General features: G+C 66.0%; 18 protein-coding genes, 1 tRNA gene and 1 pseudogene. 8 read left to right on the top strand and 12 right to left on the bottom strand.

Features of this window, described 5'->3' with window-relative positions:
- The first annotated feature begins 190 nt into the window (after positions 1 to 190).
- Both QH168_RS06070 and QH168_RS06065 read left to right on the top strand, forming a co-directional pair.
- Complete coding sequence (locus QH168_RS06070) at positions 191 to 853, top strand: MspA family porin (protein WP_280233472.1); 663 nt, start codon at positions 191 to 193, stop codon at positions 851 to 853.
- A gap of 109 nt (positions 854 to 962) precedes the next feature.
- Positions 963 to 1631 (top strand): MspA family porin, encoded by a 669-nt coding sequence (locus tag QH168_RS06065; protein WP_280233471.1) that lies wholly within the window; start codon positions 963 to 965, stop codon positions 1629 to 1631.
- Between the two features lie 157 nt (positions 1632 to 1788).
- Here QH168_RS06065 and mscL read toward each other — a convergent pair whose 3' ends face one another.
- The 4 genes from mscL to QH168_RS06045 form a co-directional block, all read right to left on the bottom strand.
- Positions 1789 to 2199 carry a large conductance mechanosensitive channel protein MscL gene (gene mscL / locus QH168_RS06060; protein ID WP_280233469.1) on the bottom strand — a complete coding sequence of 137 codons (411 nt, stop codon included), beginning with the start codon at positions 2197 to 2199 and terminating at the stop codon, positions 1789 to 1791.
- 125 nt (positions 2200 to 2324) lie between these two features.
- Positions 2325 to 3038: an SAF domain-containing protein gene (locus tag QH168_RS06055; protein WP_280233468.1), complete on the bottom strand. Its 714-nt coding sequence runs from the start codon at positions 3036 to 3038 to the stop codon at positions 2325 to 2327.
- A gap of 90 nt (positions 3039 to 3128) precedes the next feature.
- Entirely contained in the window at positions 3129 to 3431 is a 303-nt protein-coding gene (locus QH168_RS06050) for an FmdB family zinc ribbon protein (RefSeq protein WP_280233467.1), read from the bottom strand.
- Between the two features lie 101 nt (positions 3432 to 3532).
- The gene (locus QH168_RS06045) at positions 3533 to 4111 is read right to left on the bottom strand and encodes a 5-formyltetrahydrofolate cyclo-ligase (RefSeq protein ID WP_280233543.1); all 579 of its coding nucleotides are present in this window, start codon (positions 4109 to 4111) and stop codon (positions 3533 to 3535) included.
- Between the two features lie 87 nt (positions 4112 to 4198).
- Here QH168_RS06045 and QH168_RS06040 point away from each other — a divergent pair, with 87 nt between their 5' ends.
- The 5 genes from QH168_RS06040 (at position 4199) to QH168_RS06020 (ending at position 8713) form a co-directional block, all read left to right on the top strand.
- The gene (locus tag QH168_RS06040) at positions 4199 to 5158 is read left to right on the top strand and encodes a UTP--glucose-1-phosphate uridylyltransferase (protein WP_280233466.1); all 960 of its coding nucleotides are present in this window, start codon (positions 4199 to 4201) and stop codon (positions 5156 to 5158) included.
- A gap of 40 nt (positions 5159 to 5198) precedes the next feature.
- Positions 5199 to 6458: a molybdotransferase-like divisome protein Glp gene (gene glp / locus QH168_RS06035; protein WP_014352933.1), complete on the top strand. Its 1260-nt coding sequence runs from the start codon at positions 5199 to 5201 to the stop codon at positions 6456 to 6458.
- A gap of 11 nt (positions 6459 to 6469) precedes the next feature.
- Complete coding sequence (locus QH168_RS06030; RefSeq protein WP_280233465.1) at positions 6470 to 7120, top strand: GNAT family N-acetyltransferase; 651 nt, start codon at positions 6470 to 6472, stop codon at positions 7118 to 7120.
- 256 nt (positions 7121 to 7376) lie between these two features.
- The gene (sepX, locus tag QH168_RS06025; protein WP_280233463.1) at positions 7377 to 8555 is read left to right on the top strand and encodes a divisome protein SepX/GlpR; all 1179 of its coding nucleotides are present in this window, start codon (positions 7377 to 7379) and stop codon (positions 8553 to 8555) included.
- Positions 8556 to 8637: 82 nt separating this feature from the next.
- Positions 8638 to 8713, top strand: a tRNA-Ala gene (locus tag QH168_RS06020).
- 683 nt (positions 8714 to 9396) lie between these two features.
- Here the strand turns inward: QH168_RS06020 and QH168_RS06015 are convergent.
- The 8 genes and pseudogenes from QH168_RS06015 to QH168_RS05980 all read right to left on the bottom strand — a co-directional run bounded on the left by QH168_RS06015 (position 9397) and on the right by QH168_RS05980 (position 15388).
- Positions 9397 to 9690 (bottom strand): DUF3375 family protein, encoded by a 294-nt coding sequence (locus QH168_RS06015; RefSeq protein ID WP_280233462.1) that lies wholly within the window; start codon positions 9688 to 9690, stop codon positions 9397 to 9399.
- Positions 9691 to 9967: 277 nt separating this feature from the next.
- Positions 9968 to 10861, bottom strand: a complete 894-nt coding sequence (locus QH168_RS06010) for an NAD(P)-dependent oxidoreductase (RefSeq protein ID WP_280233461.1) — start codon at positions 10859 to 10861, stop codon at positions 9968 to 9970.
- A gap of 709 nt (positions 10862 to 11570) precedes the next feature.
- The gene (locus QH168_RS06005) at positions 11571 to 11915 is read right to left on the bottom strand and encodes a diiron oxygenase (RefSeq protein ID WP_432421044.1); all 345 of its coding nucleotides are present in this window, start codon (positions 11913 to 11915) and stop codon (positions 11571 to 11573) included.
- A gap of 231 nt (positions 11916 to 12146) precedes the next feature.
- Positions 12147 to 12457: pseudogene (locus QH168_RS06000) on the bottom strand (IS30 family transposase); the annotation flags it as partial.
- A gap of 139 nt (positions 12458 to 12596) precedes the next feature.
- The gene (locus QH168_RS05995) at positions 12597 to 13250 is read right to left on the bottom strand and encodes a hypothetical protein (protein WP_280233458.1); all 654 of its coding nucleotides are present in this window, start codon (positions 13248 to 13250) and stop codon (positions 12597 to 12599) included.
- Positions 13247 to 13750 (bottom strand): hypothetical protein, encoded by a 504-nt coding sequence (locus QH168_RS05990; RefSeq protein ID WP_280233456.1) that lies wholly within the window; start codon positions 13748 to 13750, stop codon positions 13247 to 13249. Before QH168_RS05990 ends, QH168_RS05995 begins: the two co-directional genes overlap by 4 nt.
- Before the next feature lie 529 nt (positions 13751 to 14279).
- Positions 14280 to 14639 carry a hypothetical protein gene (locus tag QH168_RS05985; RefSeq protein ID WP_280233455.1) on the bottom strand — a complete coding sequence of 120 codons (360 nt, stop codon included), beginning with the start codon at positions 14637 to 14639 and terminating at the stop codon, positions 14280 to 14282.
- 455 nt (positions 14640 to 15094) lie between these two features.
- Positions 15095 to 15388, bottom strand: a complete 294-nt coding sequence (locus tag QH168_RS05980; RefSeq protein ID WP_280233454.1) for a DUF1330 domain-containing protein — start codon at positions 15386 to 15388, stop codon at positions 15095 to 15097.
- A gap of 112 nt (positions 15389 to 15500) precedes the next feature.
- Here QH168_RS05980 and QH168_RS05975 point away from each other — a divergent pair, with 112 nt between their 5' ends.
- Entirely contained in the window at positions 15501 to 16010 is a 510-nt protein-coding gene (locus QH168_RS05975; protein ID WP_280233453.1) for a MarR family winged helix-turn-helix transcriptional regulator, read from the top strand.
- The last annotated feature ends 596 nt before the right edge of the window (positions 16011 to 16606 follow it).

Below are 16606 nucleotides of genomic sequence, written 5' to 3'. Positions count from 1 at the left end.
CGTAACCTCTCGGCTACCTTCGACTCACCTTGCTGCCATATCGGAGACGCCATGCCGTCCCCGACTGTTCACTCCCTGTGCTGATTCGGGTTCATCTCGCGGTCAGGGCCCTCGAAGAGGCTCTTCTGAGCCTGTTGTAGGGCATCTCCGTGCGAACGGGGCTGTCGCTGGAAACCTGATGAGGGGAAGTATGAGCAAGAACCGCACCAACGTCACGCGCGCGATGGGCATCGGCGCCGTCGCCGCCGTGGCCATGGGACTGTTCTCGGCCGGTGCCGCCAACGCCGACGCCTTCGTGCCACTGCCGGATGGTGAGAAGATCGGTCCCGGCGTCACCATCAAGCGCACCCACGAAAGCGCGCTGGTCTCGCCGTCGCTTGCGGCCAACGGTGCCGGTCGCACCGTATGGGTCTCCGGCGTCGCGAGCGCGGACGTCACCGTCACCCCCGAGGGCGAGGTGGGTCCGAACAACGGTCCGACCGGCGCTCCCGGCACCAACAACTCCTCCACCCACGGCACCTCGCAGCTGAACACCGGCTACATCGTCGGCTGCCAGGTCAGCATCGGCGACGAGGCCATCTCCGCGGGCGTCTCCGGCAGCGTCGACCTGGACGGCGCCTCCGTCGGCGGTTCGGTGGGCCTCGAGCTCGGTCCGGGCGAGGTCAAGTTCGTCCAGATCGAATACAAGGACATCCTGAAGCCCGGCGTCTACTCCGTCGAGTACCAGGACGTCGAGATGGAGATCCAGGGCTGCGCCGGTTACGCACAGGCCCGCGCCTACACCGTGGTCGAGATCATCGGCGACCACTACTCGAAGACCACCCTCTACGGGCAGCCGTTCAGCATCGGCTGATTCCGGATCTCTCCGGCCGGATCGTCTCGGCCGGATATGAGCCGATGTACCTCGAATCCGCCAATCAATCTCTCGCTGAAGCGAATCAACCCCAGAGGGGCATTACACAATGATCAACCGTAAGAGCATCGTGCGTGTGGCCGGTGCGGGTGCCGCCGCGGCCGTCGCGATGGGCCTGTTCTCCACCGGTGCGGCCAACGCCGACACCTTCGTGCCGCTGCCCGGCGGCGAAATCGTCCGCACCCTGTCCGACGGCACCGTGGTGACGGTCCGCCTCGCGGGCGAGTCGGCCAACATCAACCCGTCCATGGGTTCCACCCCGGTGCACCGCAACGCCTGGGTGTCGGCCAGTGCGCAGGTCGAGCTGTCCGGCTCGGGCGCCAAGGGCGGCAAGATCTACCCAGGCTATGTGGTCGGCTGCCAGGTCAACATCGGTGGCGGCGGCGTCGAGGGCGGCGTGTCCGGTGAGGGCACCTGGGACGGCGAGTCCTTCGGTGTCGGCGCCGAGAGCGGTGGCGAACTGTCGCTCGGCCCCGGCCAGGCGAAGTCGTTCTATGTGCTCGATATCGAAGAGGCCGACGACTTCGGCAACGAGGATCACCAGAAGCGCAACAAGTTCAAGGGCAAGAGCGGCAGCGTCACCTGGGCCGATCAGACCATCGGTCTGAGCGGCTGCGCCGGTTACGCGCAGGCGCGGGCGTTCGTGAAGGTCAAGGTCGAGACCGAGAACGTGAATTCCGTGGTGACCCTGTGGGGTCAGCCGTTCAGCATCGGCTGATTTCTCCGGCACCGAAACGAGTGGGGCGGTGGGCCACGGCGCCACGCCCCCCCCGCGGTTGGGGCGGGGGGGGGGGAAATTGGTGGTGGCCCCCGCGCGCGTCTGGCGGGCGGGCCGCACGCGCCCCCCGCCCCACTCGTCGTTTCGGCCGGGGTGGTCAGAATTCGTGCCTGCCACCGGCGCTCTTCTGGCTGTCGGCCAGCAGATCGCGGATCTGGATGAGCAGATCGTTATCGCTGAGGACTTCCTCTTCTTCCTCCTTGGCAAAGCGCTTCTTCACATGTGCGGAGGGCATGACCAGGACGAAGTACAGCACCGCGGCGATCATCAGGAAGTTGATGCACGCGGTGATGATCGGGCCGATCTCGATGAAGGTGGACGGGTTGTCGGCTACCAACCGGAAACCGAGCCCCAATTCATTGGGGCTGCCGAAAACCGCGAGCAGCGGATTGATGATCCCGTTGGTGAACGAGGTGACGATCGCGACGAACGCCGTACCCATGACGACAGCTACCGCCAGGTCAACGACGTTTCCGCGAAGTATGAAATCCTTGAACCCCTTGAGCACAGCCCTGTCTCCTTCGATGCGCGAACCGACGTCCGCGGCTCCCTTTCGGTCGTCACGGATGCTAGTTGAGGTCGGTGGCTAACGCCTGGCGAACCGGGTTCGGACCGGGCGGTAAGTGATCGATATCAATGAAAGACGACGGTGAGGGCCGTACTCAGCGAGGCCGCCGCGACGGCGACCGCATTGTCGGCGGCCATGGCGACCAGTACGACCCGGTCCGCGGATCCGGCCGGTGTCGCGCCCGGTGTACCGGAGATCAGCACCACGGCGGCGTCGGTGGCCAGGGTGCGCGCCGGCCGCGCGGTGGCGCGGTCGGATTCGTCGGCGGCGATGACGTCGACGCGGTCGCCCGCGCGCAGGATGTCGGCGACGGCGGTATCGGCCAGCCGGATGGGGACGATCCTGGCATCCGCCGCCCCGGCCGCCACCGCGGCCAATCGTGGGCCGATGACGCGGAGGTCGGTGAGGATTTCGCCGCCGCTCATGGCGCCGGTCAGCGTCGCTCCGAGCAGTTGGGCCGGGTCGTGCACCGCGCCGCCGGGTAGTGCGCCGGATTCGCGCTCCACGACGCGCAGATCGCTGGATTCCAGAAGGTGGCCGGGCGCGAGATCGCGGGCCGCGACCACGACGCTCATCCGATCGGTGTCGGGGTCACCGCGGAACAACAGGATGATGGCTGCCGCGGTGAGCGCTCCGGCGAGCAATCGCCGGGCGAGCAGGCCGTCGGCCCAGGGTGGCCGATTCCAGAGTGCTTCCCGCAGGGTTTCACCGCGACCGAGCGGGGCGTTGCGCGTACGGGCGGGGCGCAGTCGGTGACGGGCGGTCAGCGATCGGATCATGCGCCGAGAATATGGCGCATCGTCCCGGCTCGGAGCGGGTGAACGACGGGTTGTGGACAACTCGCGGGCTGTGCACAACCCGCGAGGGGATCAGCTGGCTGCCGCGGTGCTCGCCGAGGCCGCAGGGGTGGCCGAGGAGCTCGAGCCGGAATCGGATCCGGTGGAGGTGGCGGAGCCGCTGTCGGACTTGGCCGGTTCGCTGGCGGTGGACGCGCCACCGCGGCTGTCGGTGCGGTAGAACCCGCTGCCCTTGAACACGATGCCCACGGAGTTGAACAGCTTGCGCAGCTTGCCCGAGCACTCCGAGCAGACGCTCAGCGCCTCATCGGTGAAGGACTGAACGATATCGAAGCGGTTATCACACTGGGTGCACGCGTATGAATAAGTTGGCACAGGATCCTCCGCAGGGTTCGTCGATCTAGCACTCTACAGCCGACAGTGCCAACGCCGCCAATCGGGTTTTCATTCCGCCACGCGGGTCCCGCCGCCCGCGATCAACGCCCGGCCAGTCGGCGCAGTCCGCCGCGCGGCGTCAGCGCCCAGCCCATGCGCAGATCGTGTGGTTCCTCCGGTAGCCGTTCGACCAGCTCATCGTCACGGACGACGGCCACCAGCCGGGCTGCGGGGTCGGCCGCCGCGAGCGTCCGGTCGTAGTAGCCCGCGCCGCGCCCGAGCCGCACACCGCGCCGATCCACCGCCAGCGCCGGGACGAGAATCACACTCGCGCGGCCGACGGCGCCGACGCCCGAGGTGGGACCGCTCGGTTCGAGCAGGCCGTAGCGCGCCCGGCGCAGGCTGTCGCCGCCGGTGTATTCGGCCCAGTCCAGCGGCCCCGGCGGTCCCGTCACCGGCAGCAATACCCGCGCGCCCGTGGCAAGGAGGGCGTCGAGCATGGCCAGCGATCCCGGCTCACCGCGCACCGGAACGTAGGCGCACACCCATTTGCCGGTATCGATTTGCCGGGCCGTCGCTGCCAGCGCGGACGCCTCCGCGGCATGGTCGGTGTCCGGTACGGCGGCCCGCTGCGCGAGAATCTCCGACCGCCAGGCATGTTTGTCGCGCTCACCGGGCATGTTCACGGTGATCACCCTAGGCTCGTGCGGATATCGCGCCGCGGCGAAGCAGACTTGGACGACGTATCAGATGGATAAGGTGTGCATATGACAGCGAAGGCAGGCGAGCCCGGCACGACGGCGGGTGCGGCGATGGAGTCGTGCTTCCGTACCGCGGTCGTACCGGCGGCGGGGCTCGGGACCCGGTTCCTGCCGGCGACCAAGACGGTGCCCAAGGAATTGCTGCCGGTGGTCGACACCCCCGGTATCGAGTTGGTCGCCGCCGAGGCGGCCGAATCCGGCGCCGACCGGCTGGTCATCGTCACCTCACCGGGCAAGGACGGTGTCGTCGCCCATTTCGTCGAGGATCTGGTGCTGGAGAGCACCCTCGCCGAACGCGGCAAGTTCCATCTGCTGGAAAAGGTGCGCAAGGCGCCCGGCCTGCTCGATGTCACCTCGGTGGTGCAGGAGGAGCCGCTCGGGCTCGGTCATGCGATCGCACAGGCCGAAAGTGCCCTGGACGCCGACGAGGACGCCATCGCGGTACTGCTGCCCGACGATCTGGTGTTGCCCTGCGGCGCGCTCGATGTGATGAGCCGGGTGCGGCGCGAACGCGGCGGTTCGGTGCTGTGCGCCATCGACGTCCCCAAGGACCAGGTGAGCGCCTACGGCGTATTCGACGTGGAGCCGGTACCCGGTGTCGCCGACCCGGATGTGTTGCGCGTCAACGGGATGGTGGAGAAGCCCGCTCTGGCCGACGCGCCCTCGACCTACGCCGCGGCCGGTCGATACCTGCTCGACCGTGCGATCTTCGACGCGCTGCGCCGGATCGAGCCGGGCGCGGGCGGCGAATTGCAGGTGACCGACGCGATCGCATTGCTGATCGCCGAGGGTCATCCGGTGCATGTGGTGGTTCACCGTGGGTCGCGCCACGATCTGGGCAACCCGGGCGGCTATCTTCGTGCTGCGGTGGATTTCGCGCTGGAGCGGGAGGAATACGGTCCGGCACTGCGTGAATGGTTGCAGCATCGGCTCGGTCCGGACTGGGATCCGCAGGTGACGGCATAGGGAGATCGCCCGATGGGCGAGGGAGATCGGGAAGGGCTGGATGCGCTCGGTTGAGGATCAGCAGATCAAGGTGACCGCTGCGGCGGTCGCGCCCCGACCGGTCCGGGTCGCGATTTCCGAGGCGCAGGGCCTGCTGTGTGCCGAGGACGTGGTCACCGAACGACCACTGCCCGGCTTCGACCAGGCCGCCATCGACGGCTATGCGGTGCGCAGCGTCGACGTCGCCTCGGCGGGAGCCGAAATCCGTGATGAAGAAGGCGAACTCGTCGATCTGACGCTGCCGGTGGTCGGTGAGGTCGTCGCCGGATCGCGTCAGCCGATTCGGTTGCAGCCACGCCAGACGGTGCGCGTCGACACCGGCGCCCCACTGCCGACGCTGGCCGACGCGGTGCTGCCGATCGACTTCACCGACGGCGGTCGCGCGCGGATCAAGGTCTACGAGCCGGTGCGTTCCGGCGATTACGTGCGCCGCATCGGTGACGATGTGCAGCCGGGCGATGTCGCCGTGCGCGCGGGAACCATCATCGGCGCGGCGCAGGTCGGCCTGCTCGCCGCTGTCGGCCAGGACAAGGTGCTCGTCCATCCGCGGCCGCGGCTGTCGGTCATCTCGGTGGGCGCGGAACTGATCGATATCGACCGCACGCCCGGCCCCGGCCAGGTCTACGACGTGAACTCCTACGCGCTGGCCGCGGCCGCGCGCGATGCGGGCGCCGACGTCAACCGGGTGGGCATCGTCGACGCCGATCCGCGTCGGCTGCGTGATGTGGTCGAAGGTCAGCTGGTGCGTTCGGAGGTCGTGGTGATCGCGGGCGCTGTCGGCGGCTGGGCGTCCGAACAGGTGCGTGAAGCCTTGGAGGGGCTCGGTGAACTCGAGATCGCCAGGGTCGCCATGCATCCTGGATCGGTGCAGGGTTTCGGGCGGCTCGGTCGCGACGAGGTGCCGACCTTCCTGCTGCCGTCCAATCCGGTCGGTGCGCTGGTGGTGTTCGAGGTGATGGTGCGGCCGCTGATCAGGATTGCGCTCGGACGTCGCCAGCCGATGCGGCGAATCGTGCACGCCCGCACGATCACTCCGATCCAATCCATGGCGGGCCGCAAGGGCTATCTGCGCGCACAGCTGATGCGTGATGAAGCCACCGGCGAATATCTGGTGCAGCCGCTCGGCTCCGGTGCGGGCGCGTCCTCGCATCTGCTGGCGACGCTGGCCGAGGCGAACAGCCTCATCGTCGTCGATCCCGACGACACCGAGATCCGGACCGGCGACGAGGTCCAGGTCGCCTTCCTCGCACAGCGCGGCTGAACGTGGAGACCATGAACGTCTTCCGGGCCACCCAACATCCCGGATGGCCCGCACATCTCGGCCCGGTGCGGGTCGCGGCCGGACAGGTGGCCCTGCGGCCGGTGCGGCTGCGCGACGCGGCCGCGTGGAGCCGGATCCGATTGCGGGACCAGGATCATCTCGAGCCGTGGGAGCCGACCGGCCGTGGTGCGTGGGAAGCGCGCAACCATGCCTCCAACTGGCCGTCGCTGTGGTCGAGCCTGAAGGCCGAAGCCCGGCGTGGCGCGATGATCCCGCTGGTCATCGAGGTGGATGGGGCGTTCAGCGGGCAGTTGACCGTCGGCAATATCGTGCGCGGGGCATTGCGCTCGGCCTGGATCGGCTACTGGGTGGCCAAGGATCTCGGCGGCCAGGGCGTGGCGACCGCGGCCTTGGCGCTCGGCCTCGACCACTGCTTCGGGGCGGTCGGGCTGCATCGGGTCGAGGCGACGGTGCGGCCGGAGAACATGGCAAGCCAGGCGGTGCTGCGCAATGTCGGATTCCGGGAAGAAGGCCTGCTCCGCCGCTATCTGGACGTCGACGGGGCGTGGCGTGATCATCTACTGGTCGGCCTGACCGTGGAAGAGGTGGCCGGGACCGTCGTGGACCGGCTGGCACGGGAAGGCCGGTTGACGCTGCTGTGAGAGCGGGCCCGACGACGGGCCGCAATGGTGGAAATGTGACGGGTGTGGCGGATGTGCACGGCGCGCCTGCCGGATCATGCTCCTACCCGGAATTAACCTACGGACGTCGGTGGTGCGCCCTGCGCCATCGGCAGGGAGCCTGCAACCCGCCCGGCGACCATGCCGCAGCGCCTGTGCGGCAGCCGGACAGTCACCGCGACGGGGCGCGGGGCGTGGGTCGGAACTGGATCAGGCGGGGACGGAGGTGCTGACGGCGATGCCGAATTCGATCTTGTGGATCGGCCTGGTCGTACTGTGGGTCTTCGTCCTGTTCCCGATACTCGCCGACCGGCATCCCCGGATCCGGCAGACCACCGACACGGCACTCGCCACCCGGGTGCTGCATCGCGGAGGTTCCAAGCGGCGCACCAGGTCCGGGCCCGCCGCCGGGCACGAGAGCGACCCCGATTGGCGGCCGAGACGAGTGCAGAGAAAGCGTCCCCACAGCGATGATGCGGAGGATCGGATGACGACTTCGGCCGACGAGCCCGTCACCGAGGCTGACGAGGAACAGAACACGCCGGGAGACGTCACAGAGACCGGCACGTCCGGTCGCTCGACCGCCACGCGCCGCGCGGTGGTCGAGACGGACCTCGACGATACGGATGCGGCCGAGGCCGATATCGACGATGCGGATGTGTCCGATGACGCCGAGGCCGATAGTCGTGCCGACGGTGCCGAATACGACGACCGTGACGACCACCATCGTGCCGATCGCGGCAACCGTGCCGATTACGCCGACGGTGACGACGAGGCCGACCACGACGACTACAACAGTCGTGCCGATCATGACGCCGCGGATTCCGAGCCCGATCCCGTATCGGCCCGGATACCACCCGCGCGTGCGGCGCTGCCCGCCGTGGCCGACGCCGATCACGACACCGACGACGCCGAGGACACCGATTTCATCCCCACCCGGCGCGGCCGCGGCGGCTTCGACCCGGAAGCCGACGCCATCGCCCGCGCCGCGCGCTACACCTTCCGCCAGCGAGCCGTGCTCGGCCTGCTGCTCGGCACGATCCTGTGTGGCGCACTGGCCGTGGCGATCGCCCCGACCTTCTGGTGGGGTTGCGGCCTTGCCGCGGGCGTCCTCGTCACCTACCTGGCCTATCTGCGCAAGCAGGTCAGGATGGAAGAAGACATCCGCCGCCGTCGCAGTGCCAGGCTCGCGCGCACCCAGCGCCCGGAACAGGAAGGCACCGAGCAGGCGGCCCCCGCCCCCCGCCGCGGCATGGACCGCGACACCGCCCGCGCCCTGCGCCGCCGCTCCGACCTCCTCGAGACCGACGACGAAGACCCGGCCTTCGAACACCTCGAAGCCTTCGACGCCACCGCCGCCCGCGCCGTCCGCAACCGCGCCGCCGGCGGCGACATGCGCCGAGCCGCCGGCCAATAACCGCAGGTGGCGGGCCCGATTCGGATTCGCGGCCCGCCTCCTGCTACAGTGTCACAGCGCGGTTCCCGCCAGGAACCGCACCGGGGCTATAGCGCAGTTGGTAGCGCGTCTCGTTCGCATCGAGAAGGTCAGGGGTTCGATTCCCCTTAGCTCCACCATAGGGTCACTACTAGAACCCAGGGCTGAATGAACACCCTGGAATAGAAGCCCTAATACTCCCTTCATTCGGGCGTTGCCCAACACCCTGTCCCGAGGCCCCGACCCAACAGCTGAAATACTGAGCTGACTTCGGCCTGCTGTTCGACCCACGTACCGGCACCTTCCATCGCCTCCGCAACGCTGCCAGCACTACCGTCACTCCACCGAACGCGAATCGCCACCGAGCCCGATCCGGCCGGATCGCCTCGACCGTGACAATGATTTCGGCCTCGGTCATTCCTGCGCGATGCGCAAGCTCGAGTAGATCGACAGGACGGCGGATGTCCTGGGCCGCTGTACCGAAAGCGTCCGCGATGTCGACGCTGTCCACTCTGGTTGCGAACTGGGTCAGATGTACCTCCAGCGCAACATAATTCGTCCCACTCTATGCCCGGGTGTCCGTGTCCGGGATTATCTCCTCACTCCACTCGGCCAACGGTGCGGGCGGTTGCGGTGGACGGGGATCACTCAACGACTGGCGCAGATACCTGATGCAAGCGGCGCAGCGGCTCGATCTGCTGGCCGAGCGCGAGCCGGGCATCCATCGGTGTAGCCCGGTCATCACCTCCCGCAACACCTCACCCGTCGGCCGCACATCCTGCCGGAGATCGGCGACGGCATCCCGTTGCACAGCATTGATCGACTAGGCCACCCGAGCGAAGTCCGCCGGCAGCTCCTGCGCCAGGTGCAGCAGGTTCTCCGTCTCCTCCATCAGCCGATCGTCCTCCACGGCCGGGAGTGCGCCCCCGCGTTCGGGCCGCTCCAACTCCCGCTGCCGTCCCCGGATCTCCGACTCCACGCGTGCGATCCGCGCTATCACGTCCGGATCGGCGTCCTGAGCCAACCGCTCCACCGCGTCCAGCAAGGTCCGTACCCGCGTTTCCGACACCCGCGTACGAGAACCAGTTACCCGGCCCGCGATCTCCAAAGCGCCCACCCGTGCGCAGACAGCCGATACTCTTCAACCTCGTTGTCCAGCACCTACCGCACGAGCCACCCCGCGTTCACCCACTGCCGGCATAAGATCCCGTGCGTTCCCCGCCGGCAGCGGCAGCTGGCCCTTCTTCGCGTAGTTGGGTACCGGTGTCCAGGCGGATGATCCGAAACGTGTTCGTGGTGACGGACGGGACGGATGTCGAGGACTGGGCCGTGTGCGCGGCTGCTGCTGGGCGAATCGGCACCAGGGACGTCCCACGGTGCCGATCATTGGGGTGTCAGGCCACTTGTTCAGGCTTCCTGAGTACTTCGACCAACGCTGAGATGCTGTCGTCGCGGTGACCGTCGGCGATGGCACGGTTGAGGATGTGGTGGATGGGGGCCCGCCACGAGACGTCGACATGTTCCCGCTGACCGTAGTGGCTCTCCTCGGCGAGGGCCTCCGCGAAGATGCCCACGGTGGCGCCGATAGGGACGGTGTAGTCGCCGGTGTCGATCTGCTCAGCCAGGTGCGGAAGAGCGGAAATGATCATCTCCAGCCACTTGGCGGTGTAGCGCACCAGGGTGCCGGCTTGCAGGCCACGGGCAGTGACGTAGGCGCTTCCCTGGAAGAAGGCGAGCAGGGACGGCAGTAGGACCCCGCCCACGGCCATCTCGTACAGAGCGGCCAGGTCGGGTTCCTCACCCAGGTGGACCGTGTCGCCGCCCAGCACCCGCAAGGTCGCCTCGTGCTCGGTGAAGACCGCCTTGTTGCCGCTGTAGTACAGCAGCGTGTCCGGCTTGCCCACCGCCATGGGCACGTTCTTGATCGCGCCATCGAGGAATCTGGCTCCGCGCCCGCTTGCCCAGTCGGCCATTCGGCGGGCACCGTCCGGGGTGCCGGTATTCAGGGTGACCAGAGTGCGCCCGGCCAGTTCGGTTCCGGCGTGCTCCAACGTGTCGATCGTGGCGTCGTAGGTAGACAGGCAGACGATCACCAGCGGGCTCGCGGTGACCGCTTCCTGCACCGCTGGCGCGGCAACTGCTCCCTTGTCGACCAGTGGTCCGGCTTTGCCCGCGGTGCGGTTCCACACCGTCGTCGGGTGCCCGGCGCCGATGAAGGCCTCGGCCAGCGCCGAACCCATCGAGCCCAGTCCGATGACGGTCACCGGCGTGTGGTCGTTCTCAGCCATATGTCGTGCTCCAGTTCACAAGTAGGTCGCGGATTTGTGGTGTTGATGGCGCTCGGCACGGCGAACGCGTGCCGATCCGCAGCGGTCCGTACAGGTCTGCGAGGTCTCAACGTCGATCATGGAAGGTCGCGGAAAGTTCAACAAGTACCTACTAATTTGTCTGTTAGTAACCTTCTCGTTAGTGGGAGTGTGGATGAAGCGGAAGACCGTCACGTGCGGGCTGGACGCCGCCATCGCCGTCATGGGCGGCAAGCGGAACGAGCTGATCCTGTGGGAGCCGATCGGAGGACGCGGAGGTTCAGTGAGCTGCGGCACCAGAGGTGGATCGGTTCGGCGCGGACCTCTGCAAGCGCGTCACCGCGGGCGTTCAGGAGCCGATCAGTGCCTCGGCGTGACTTCGACGACGAACCCCCAGGTGAGTCTGGGCAGCAGTCGACGTCACACTGTTGTAGTTCCTTTCTCGGTTCGGTGGAGGGTGTGGCTGGGTCCTTCAGTGCACCCAGCAGCAGACAGCTCAGCACCGGCATGAGCACCAGGTTGAAACCATGCCCCCACCTTCATCGGTGGAAACAACATCGCCATGAAACCTCCCGCGTGCAGTTCGACCGCACCTTCTACCCGATGTCCTGGGGGATGGACGTAACTGACAACAGCGGCCAGCCCATCGCCGAAGGAGTGATCCAGAGCGCCGCCGTCCGATTCGGACCCGTCACGCTGGCTCAACCGTGTCGACAACTACACCCACGCCGACCTTGGCTGGAACTACTGACCGACGACGTCGACGGCGCGACTGAGCACCTGGCCGCCCACTGCGTCCTCGTGCAAGACGAACTCGAACCGTTCCCCTCAGATCAGAGGGTGTTCTCGACCACACGGCGCGGGTGGGCGGATTCGCCGGCCCCTGACGTGACAGCTCCACCCGCTTGCGATGAGGCATCTTCTGCCACAGCGCCATCCCATACAAGGAGATCATCTCCTGCGGCATATAGAACCGGTCCGGATCCTGCGGCCCGTCCCAGTCCACGTCGCTCAGCGAATTATGGGAACGCCCCATCGATCCACCGATCAGACGTTCGGCGACCGCCTCACGCGCGGACGACGCATGAGAGAACCAGTCCATTTCAAAGCGCCTCCGGCACTTGCAATTACGGATAGGTATTCTTGAAACAAACGTACGAGGCCGAACATCAGTTTGACTAAGGACGCCGATCGTGGTGTCGGCTCCATGGAAACGGCCCCGGAAGCTTGTTGGATTCCAGGGGTCGTCGCAACGCGGGTTGTTGAATCAGGCCGCGAGTAGTTTATGCAGGCGCTCGGCTGGGGTTTCCCAGCCGAGCGTTTTGCGTGGGCGCTCGTTGAGTTCGGCGGCGACAGCGTCGAGGTGTGCGCGGGTGTGGACCGATAGGTCGGTTCCTTTCGGGAAGTATTGCCGCAGAAGGCCGTTGGTGTTCTCGTTGGAGCCCCGTTGCCAAGGGCTGGCAGGGTCGCAGAAGTAGACGGGGATGTCGGTGGCGAGGGTGAACGCCCCATGGTGGCCATCTCGCTACCCTGGTCCCAGGTCAGCGACCGGATGAGATGGGAGGGCACGGTAGCGACGGTCTCGACTAACTCCGAGAGCGGGAGATCTTCCCATCGAGCGGATTGGAATCTCACAACTCAGCGCACAGAACCCCGAGAAGCCCAAAGCCGGTCCCTTGCCCGTCACGGTTCAGTGGCTCAGAGGTTGAAACTCGAGCTAGTTGCCACTGAGTCGCTCCGATACACGGTCGGCGTCTGCCTGTGCGCGCGAGCCGCGAGCAACGCCTCCTTTCACGTGTGCATGAGCGAGGAGCGCGAACACGATGATCATCACCACACTCAATCCGGTGGCACCTGCTTGCACTCGCAGGATCGTTGTGGCCGGAAAGATCACACCGGTGGCGGAGAGGGCCGCGCCCAGGGCTGGATGCACGAGCCGCGCACGTAGAACAGCGATGCCGATGATGATCAAGCTCAGCGGGAACAGTGGACCGGGTAGGAAGAACATGGTTGCCGAGGCGACCGGATGTGCTTCGAGCACGGTGATGGATTCCTCGCGCGACAACTCGAGCGCGCCGTCGTAGAAACCTCGGACGGCAAAACTGACTCCCCCGATCACGCCCGCGAGCAGCACCAGTTTCGCTACCGCGGCGAACCGTGGGTAGTGGTGGCCGACGTCGTCGTAGACGGCAGTGAGTCCGAATAGCCAGCAGGTCATGGCTGCTACGAGCACGGTACCGCCGGTAACCCCGTAGATTCCGTCGTCCTGCCAGGTGAGCGTCGAGATCAGGTACAGGAGCGGTCCAGCAACCAGGCATGCTGCGGACAACCTCCGCGCGAGATCCGTCCCACCAACTGCTATGTCCGTCATCGCGCTCGCCCCCATACCGTGCCAGTAGCGATCAACGATCCCAGGAGCACAAGGGCGACGACTGCCGCGCCGCCGTCGGTCACCAGCGAAGGCAGCACTCCTGCCACACCGAATCGCTCCCGCGCCGCGGTGAACATTTCCGGCGGTACCATGACCAAACCCACCGCCTGAGTGGCATTGACCACGACGATCACCCAGAACAGCCAGACGCGAGGTCGGCGCCGTAATGCCAATACTCCAACTGCGTTTCCAACGACATAGACGATGCCGACTGCGCGAAAGAGCGTCAGAAATCCGTCGGCGCCACTGGGATCGGCATCGGCCAAGACCATCATCCGCTCCAGTGTCCCTGGCGTCACGACCACGAATCCGTGTATCGCGGTCCCGACTGTGAAGACCACCGATGCCACCCCGGCGAATACCATCAGCGGAACGGTCCACCGTCCCCGCACCATGCTTGTTGACGTGTCGCCGGCGATGGCAGCTGTCCTCTCGGGCATGAATCTCCCTCCAGCACTGTTATTCTCACGATCCTGAGCGGTCCGACCCACTGCCACATCCGGGTCTTCCCCCAAATCTCCCCTGAAAGACATCGGGGCCGCGTCTGATTCGTATATGTCGAACCGGCCAATGTCCGGTCCGAGATCGAACGTCCGAAGCATCCATCCGACCTACCGTCAGGTATGTGAAGGTCCGTGCGCCGAGGTGGTGTGAAGACCTTGCCTGGTTACCACCTCGACGCGCGGTCGGGTTCGTGGGTTATGCGCGTGCCCGCCCTGAGGATCTCGCGTGGGTATTCCGCGTCGGCGCGGTGCGGTCAGGACGGTGGTGTGGTCGACGCCGACATGGTCGTCGACGTGGGCGAGTGACCAGCCGAGTTTGTAGAGGTGGATGGTGGTGTCGACTTCTCGGGGGACAGGCCGCGGCGGCGCATCGGTGCGTCATGTCAGTGGAGAATATTGCTGACCTACGCCGTTCGATATCGAACCGGGCGCATCTTGGGGCGACGGGGCGAAGAACCTTCAGTACTCACATCTCGTTGCTCTGCGCCCAGGCGGCCATGGGCATCGTGAAATAGACACCGATGAGAATCTCGTCGTCGGCGACGTCGCGGATCCCGTGCAGAATGACGTCGACGCGCTCCTGCCGATTTCTGGCACGGTCTTCGAACCACTTCGACTTCACCTCGATGAGCACGTCGACACCCTGACTATCCCAAGGGCCGGTCTCATGGAAGCGGAGTATCACATCACCCGGCTTCAGATCCCCGTCATATTGCTCTGCCTCGCACGCAAGGGCCAGGGACACGAGGTGTGGGAGCCGTTCGGCAAGCGCGCGCCTCGACTCGGGAACAACACGGTCGGAGCATGTCACCTCGATGATGGGCATGCCGTCAGTGTATAGCGGCGATCTCGCCTCTGGCCAAACGCTTTTCAAAACTCAAATCAACTGACGCAACGTCTCCGGCGGCTTGCGGTGCAGCTCACGTTCTCGGTACGGCGGGCTGTGTGTTCCAGTGGTGAAATGGGTAACAGCTTCGGCGCCCAGTGCCCGCAGCCGATCTGCCTCAGCGTGGCTGCTCTCGTGCATCACCGCCTCCGCCGGATCCGTCACACCCGGCGGAGATTCAGCCTTCGACGGCACAGATCGCACGGCAGCCGGAATTCACCTGGTGGGTGCCCCATCTGACGACATATAAGTGCGCATCGCGGACTTGCTCCATGAGTCGTCTGGGGAATCTTTGACGTTGCAGCCGAACCGAATGGGCAGGCGGCACGTCGGTGGTGGATCGGGCGGTCACTATCGAACCTGATTCTCAGGCGCCAGCCCGTACCTCTGACGCATCACTCCAGTCCCGGCACGAGGCTGAAATCGACCGGATGGCCCATTATTCCGATCCTCCACGTCGCCAGTTCCTGATACGCCGCGGATTCGTACCACTCGCGAGCTGATTGCTCGGAAGGGAACTCCAGCACGGCGGTCTTGGTGTAGGCGGCCGTGCCTTCGAGCTTCTCGGGCGCCGCGAAGGCCAGTAGCCGGCCGTCGAACGGCGTCAGGGTCGCGCCGACATTGGCGAGATAATGGCCTAGCTCGCTGTCCTGGGTTGCATCGGTCCTGGTGATAACCACGTAGTTCATGTGCAGCTCCTGCCTTTGACATCAAAGAGTTTGATATCGAACTATTGGAAGATAGGGCCAACTCGGCATCTGTGTCAAACGTTTCGATATCAAAATTGCTAGTTTGGGTACCATGGGTGACGCCACCGACAAGATCGCCGAGCAGTGGGCCGCGGTGCGGCCCGATCTCGACGCCACGCCGGTCCACGTGGTGTTGCGGATCTTCCGCAGCTCGCGACTATTGGATCAGCGGGTCAAGGAGTACTTCGCCGCTCAGGGTCTGGAGTCGTGGGAGTTCGATGTGCTGGCGACGCTGCGGCGCGCTGGCAACAGTGGCACGCTGCGGATGGGTGATCTGGCCGGTGCGGCGATGCTGTCACCGGCTGCGCTCACCAATAGGGTGAATCGGCTCGTCGCCAAAGGGCTTATCGTTCGAACTCCCCACTCCGACAACCGGCGAATCGTGCAGACCTCCCTCACCGAGTCGGGGCGCCAGCTGGTCGACGCGTTGATCGGGGGGCACTTTGCCCACGAACGCGAGCTCGTCGACGGGCTCACCGCCGCCGAACAGGATCAGCTCGGCTCCCTGTTGCGCAAGCTGCTGGAATCCCTCGGCGACAGGTCCGCTACTGAACCTCGCTGATCGATGACGTCTCGATCTGGCTTCGGCTCGAACAAGGACTCCGACTCGGGCGTGCGCGGTCCACGGTTCAGCGGGGCTTGCCGGGTTGACCAAGTCCCAACAGGTTCGCTGTACGTCTGCATACGTCGAAGTTGCGTTCGACCTTCACGATCATCATCGGTATTCGAAATGGTCAAGACTAGCAACAGATTTCGGTTGTTATCGACAGCGGACTGCGATAAGGGGCGAACGCCTCGGGAGGGAACGGAAGGTCAGGGGCCTGATTCCGGGCTCACTCATCGCGTTTCGCCATACGTGCCCTGGTTCGGTTGACGGGGTGAGCTGACCGCGAGCCTGCTCGACGGCGTCGGGGGATCGGCGCACGCGCGCCGCGGCCCGACTGACTTCTCGTACACGGGAAGGTGAGTCGCCGGCCTCCGCATGCGATTCGCTTAGCATGTCGTGCGCTGGTTTCGGGGACGTAAATTTGCTGGTGGGGTTACGTTGAGCGGTTCGGTAGCTTCCGAAAACCGCGGAGGTGGTTACCGTTCGATCGTGGCGATCCGCCAGGTCCGGCGGCCCGGGAGGCGAAGGCTCCGGTCTTGGTTTTGACGATT

It is taken from the genome of Nocardia cyriacigeorgica (genome assembly GCF_029868385.1).
Taxonomy (GTDB): Bacteria; Actinomycetota; Actinomycetes; order Mycobacteriales; family Mycobacteriaceae; genus Nocardia; species Nocardia cyriacigeorgica_F.
Note: the sequence above shows the minus strand (reverse complement) of the source record. Positions and strands in the feature narration are given on the sequence as shown.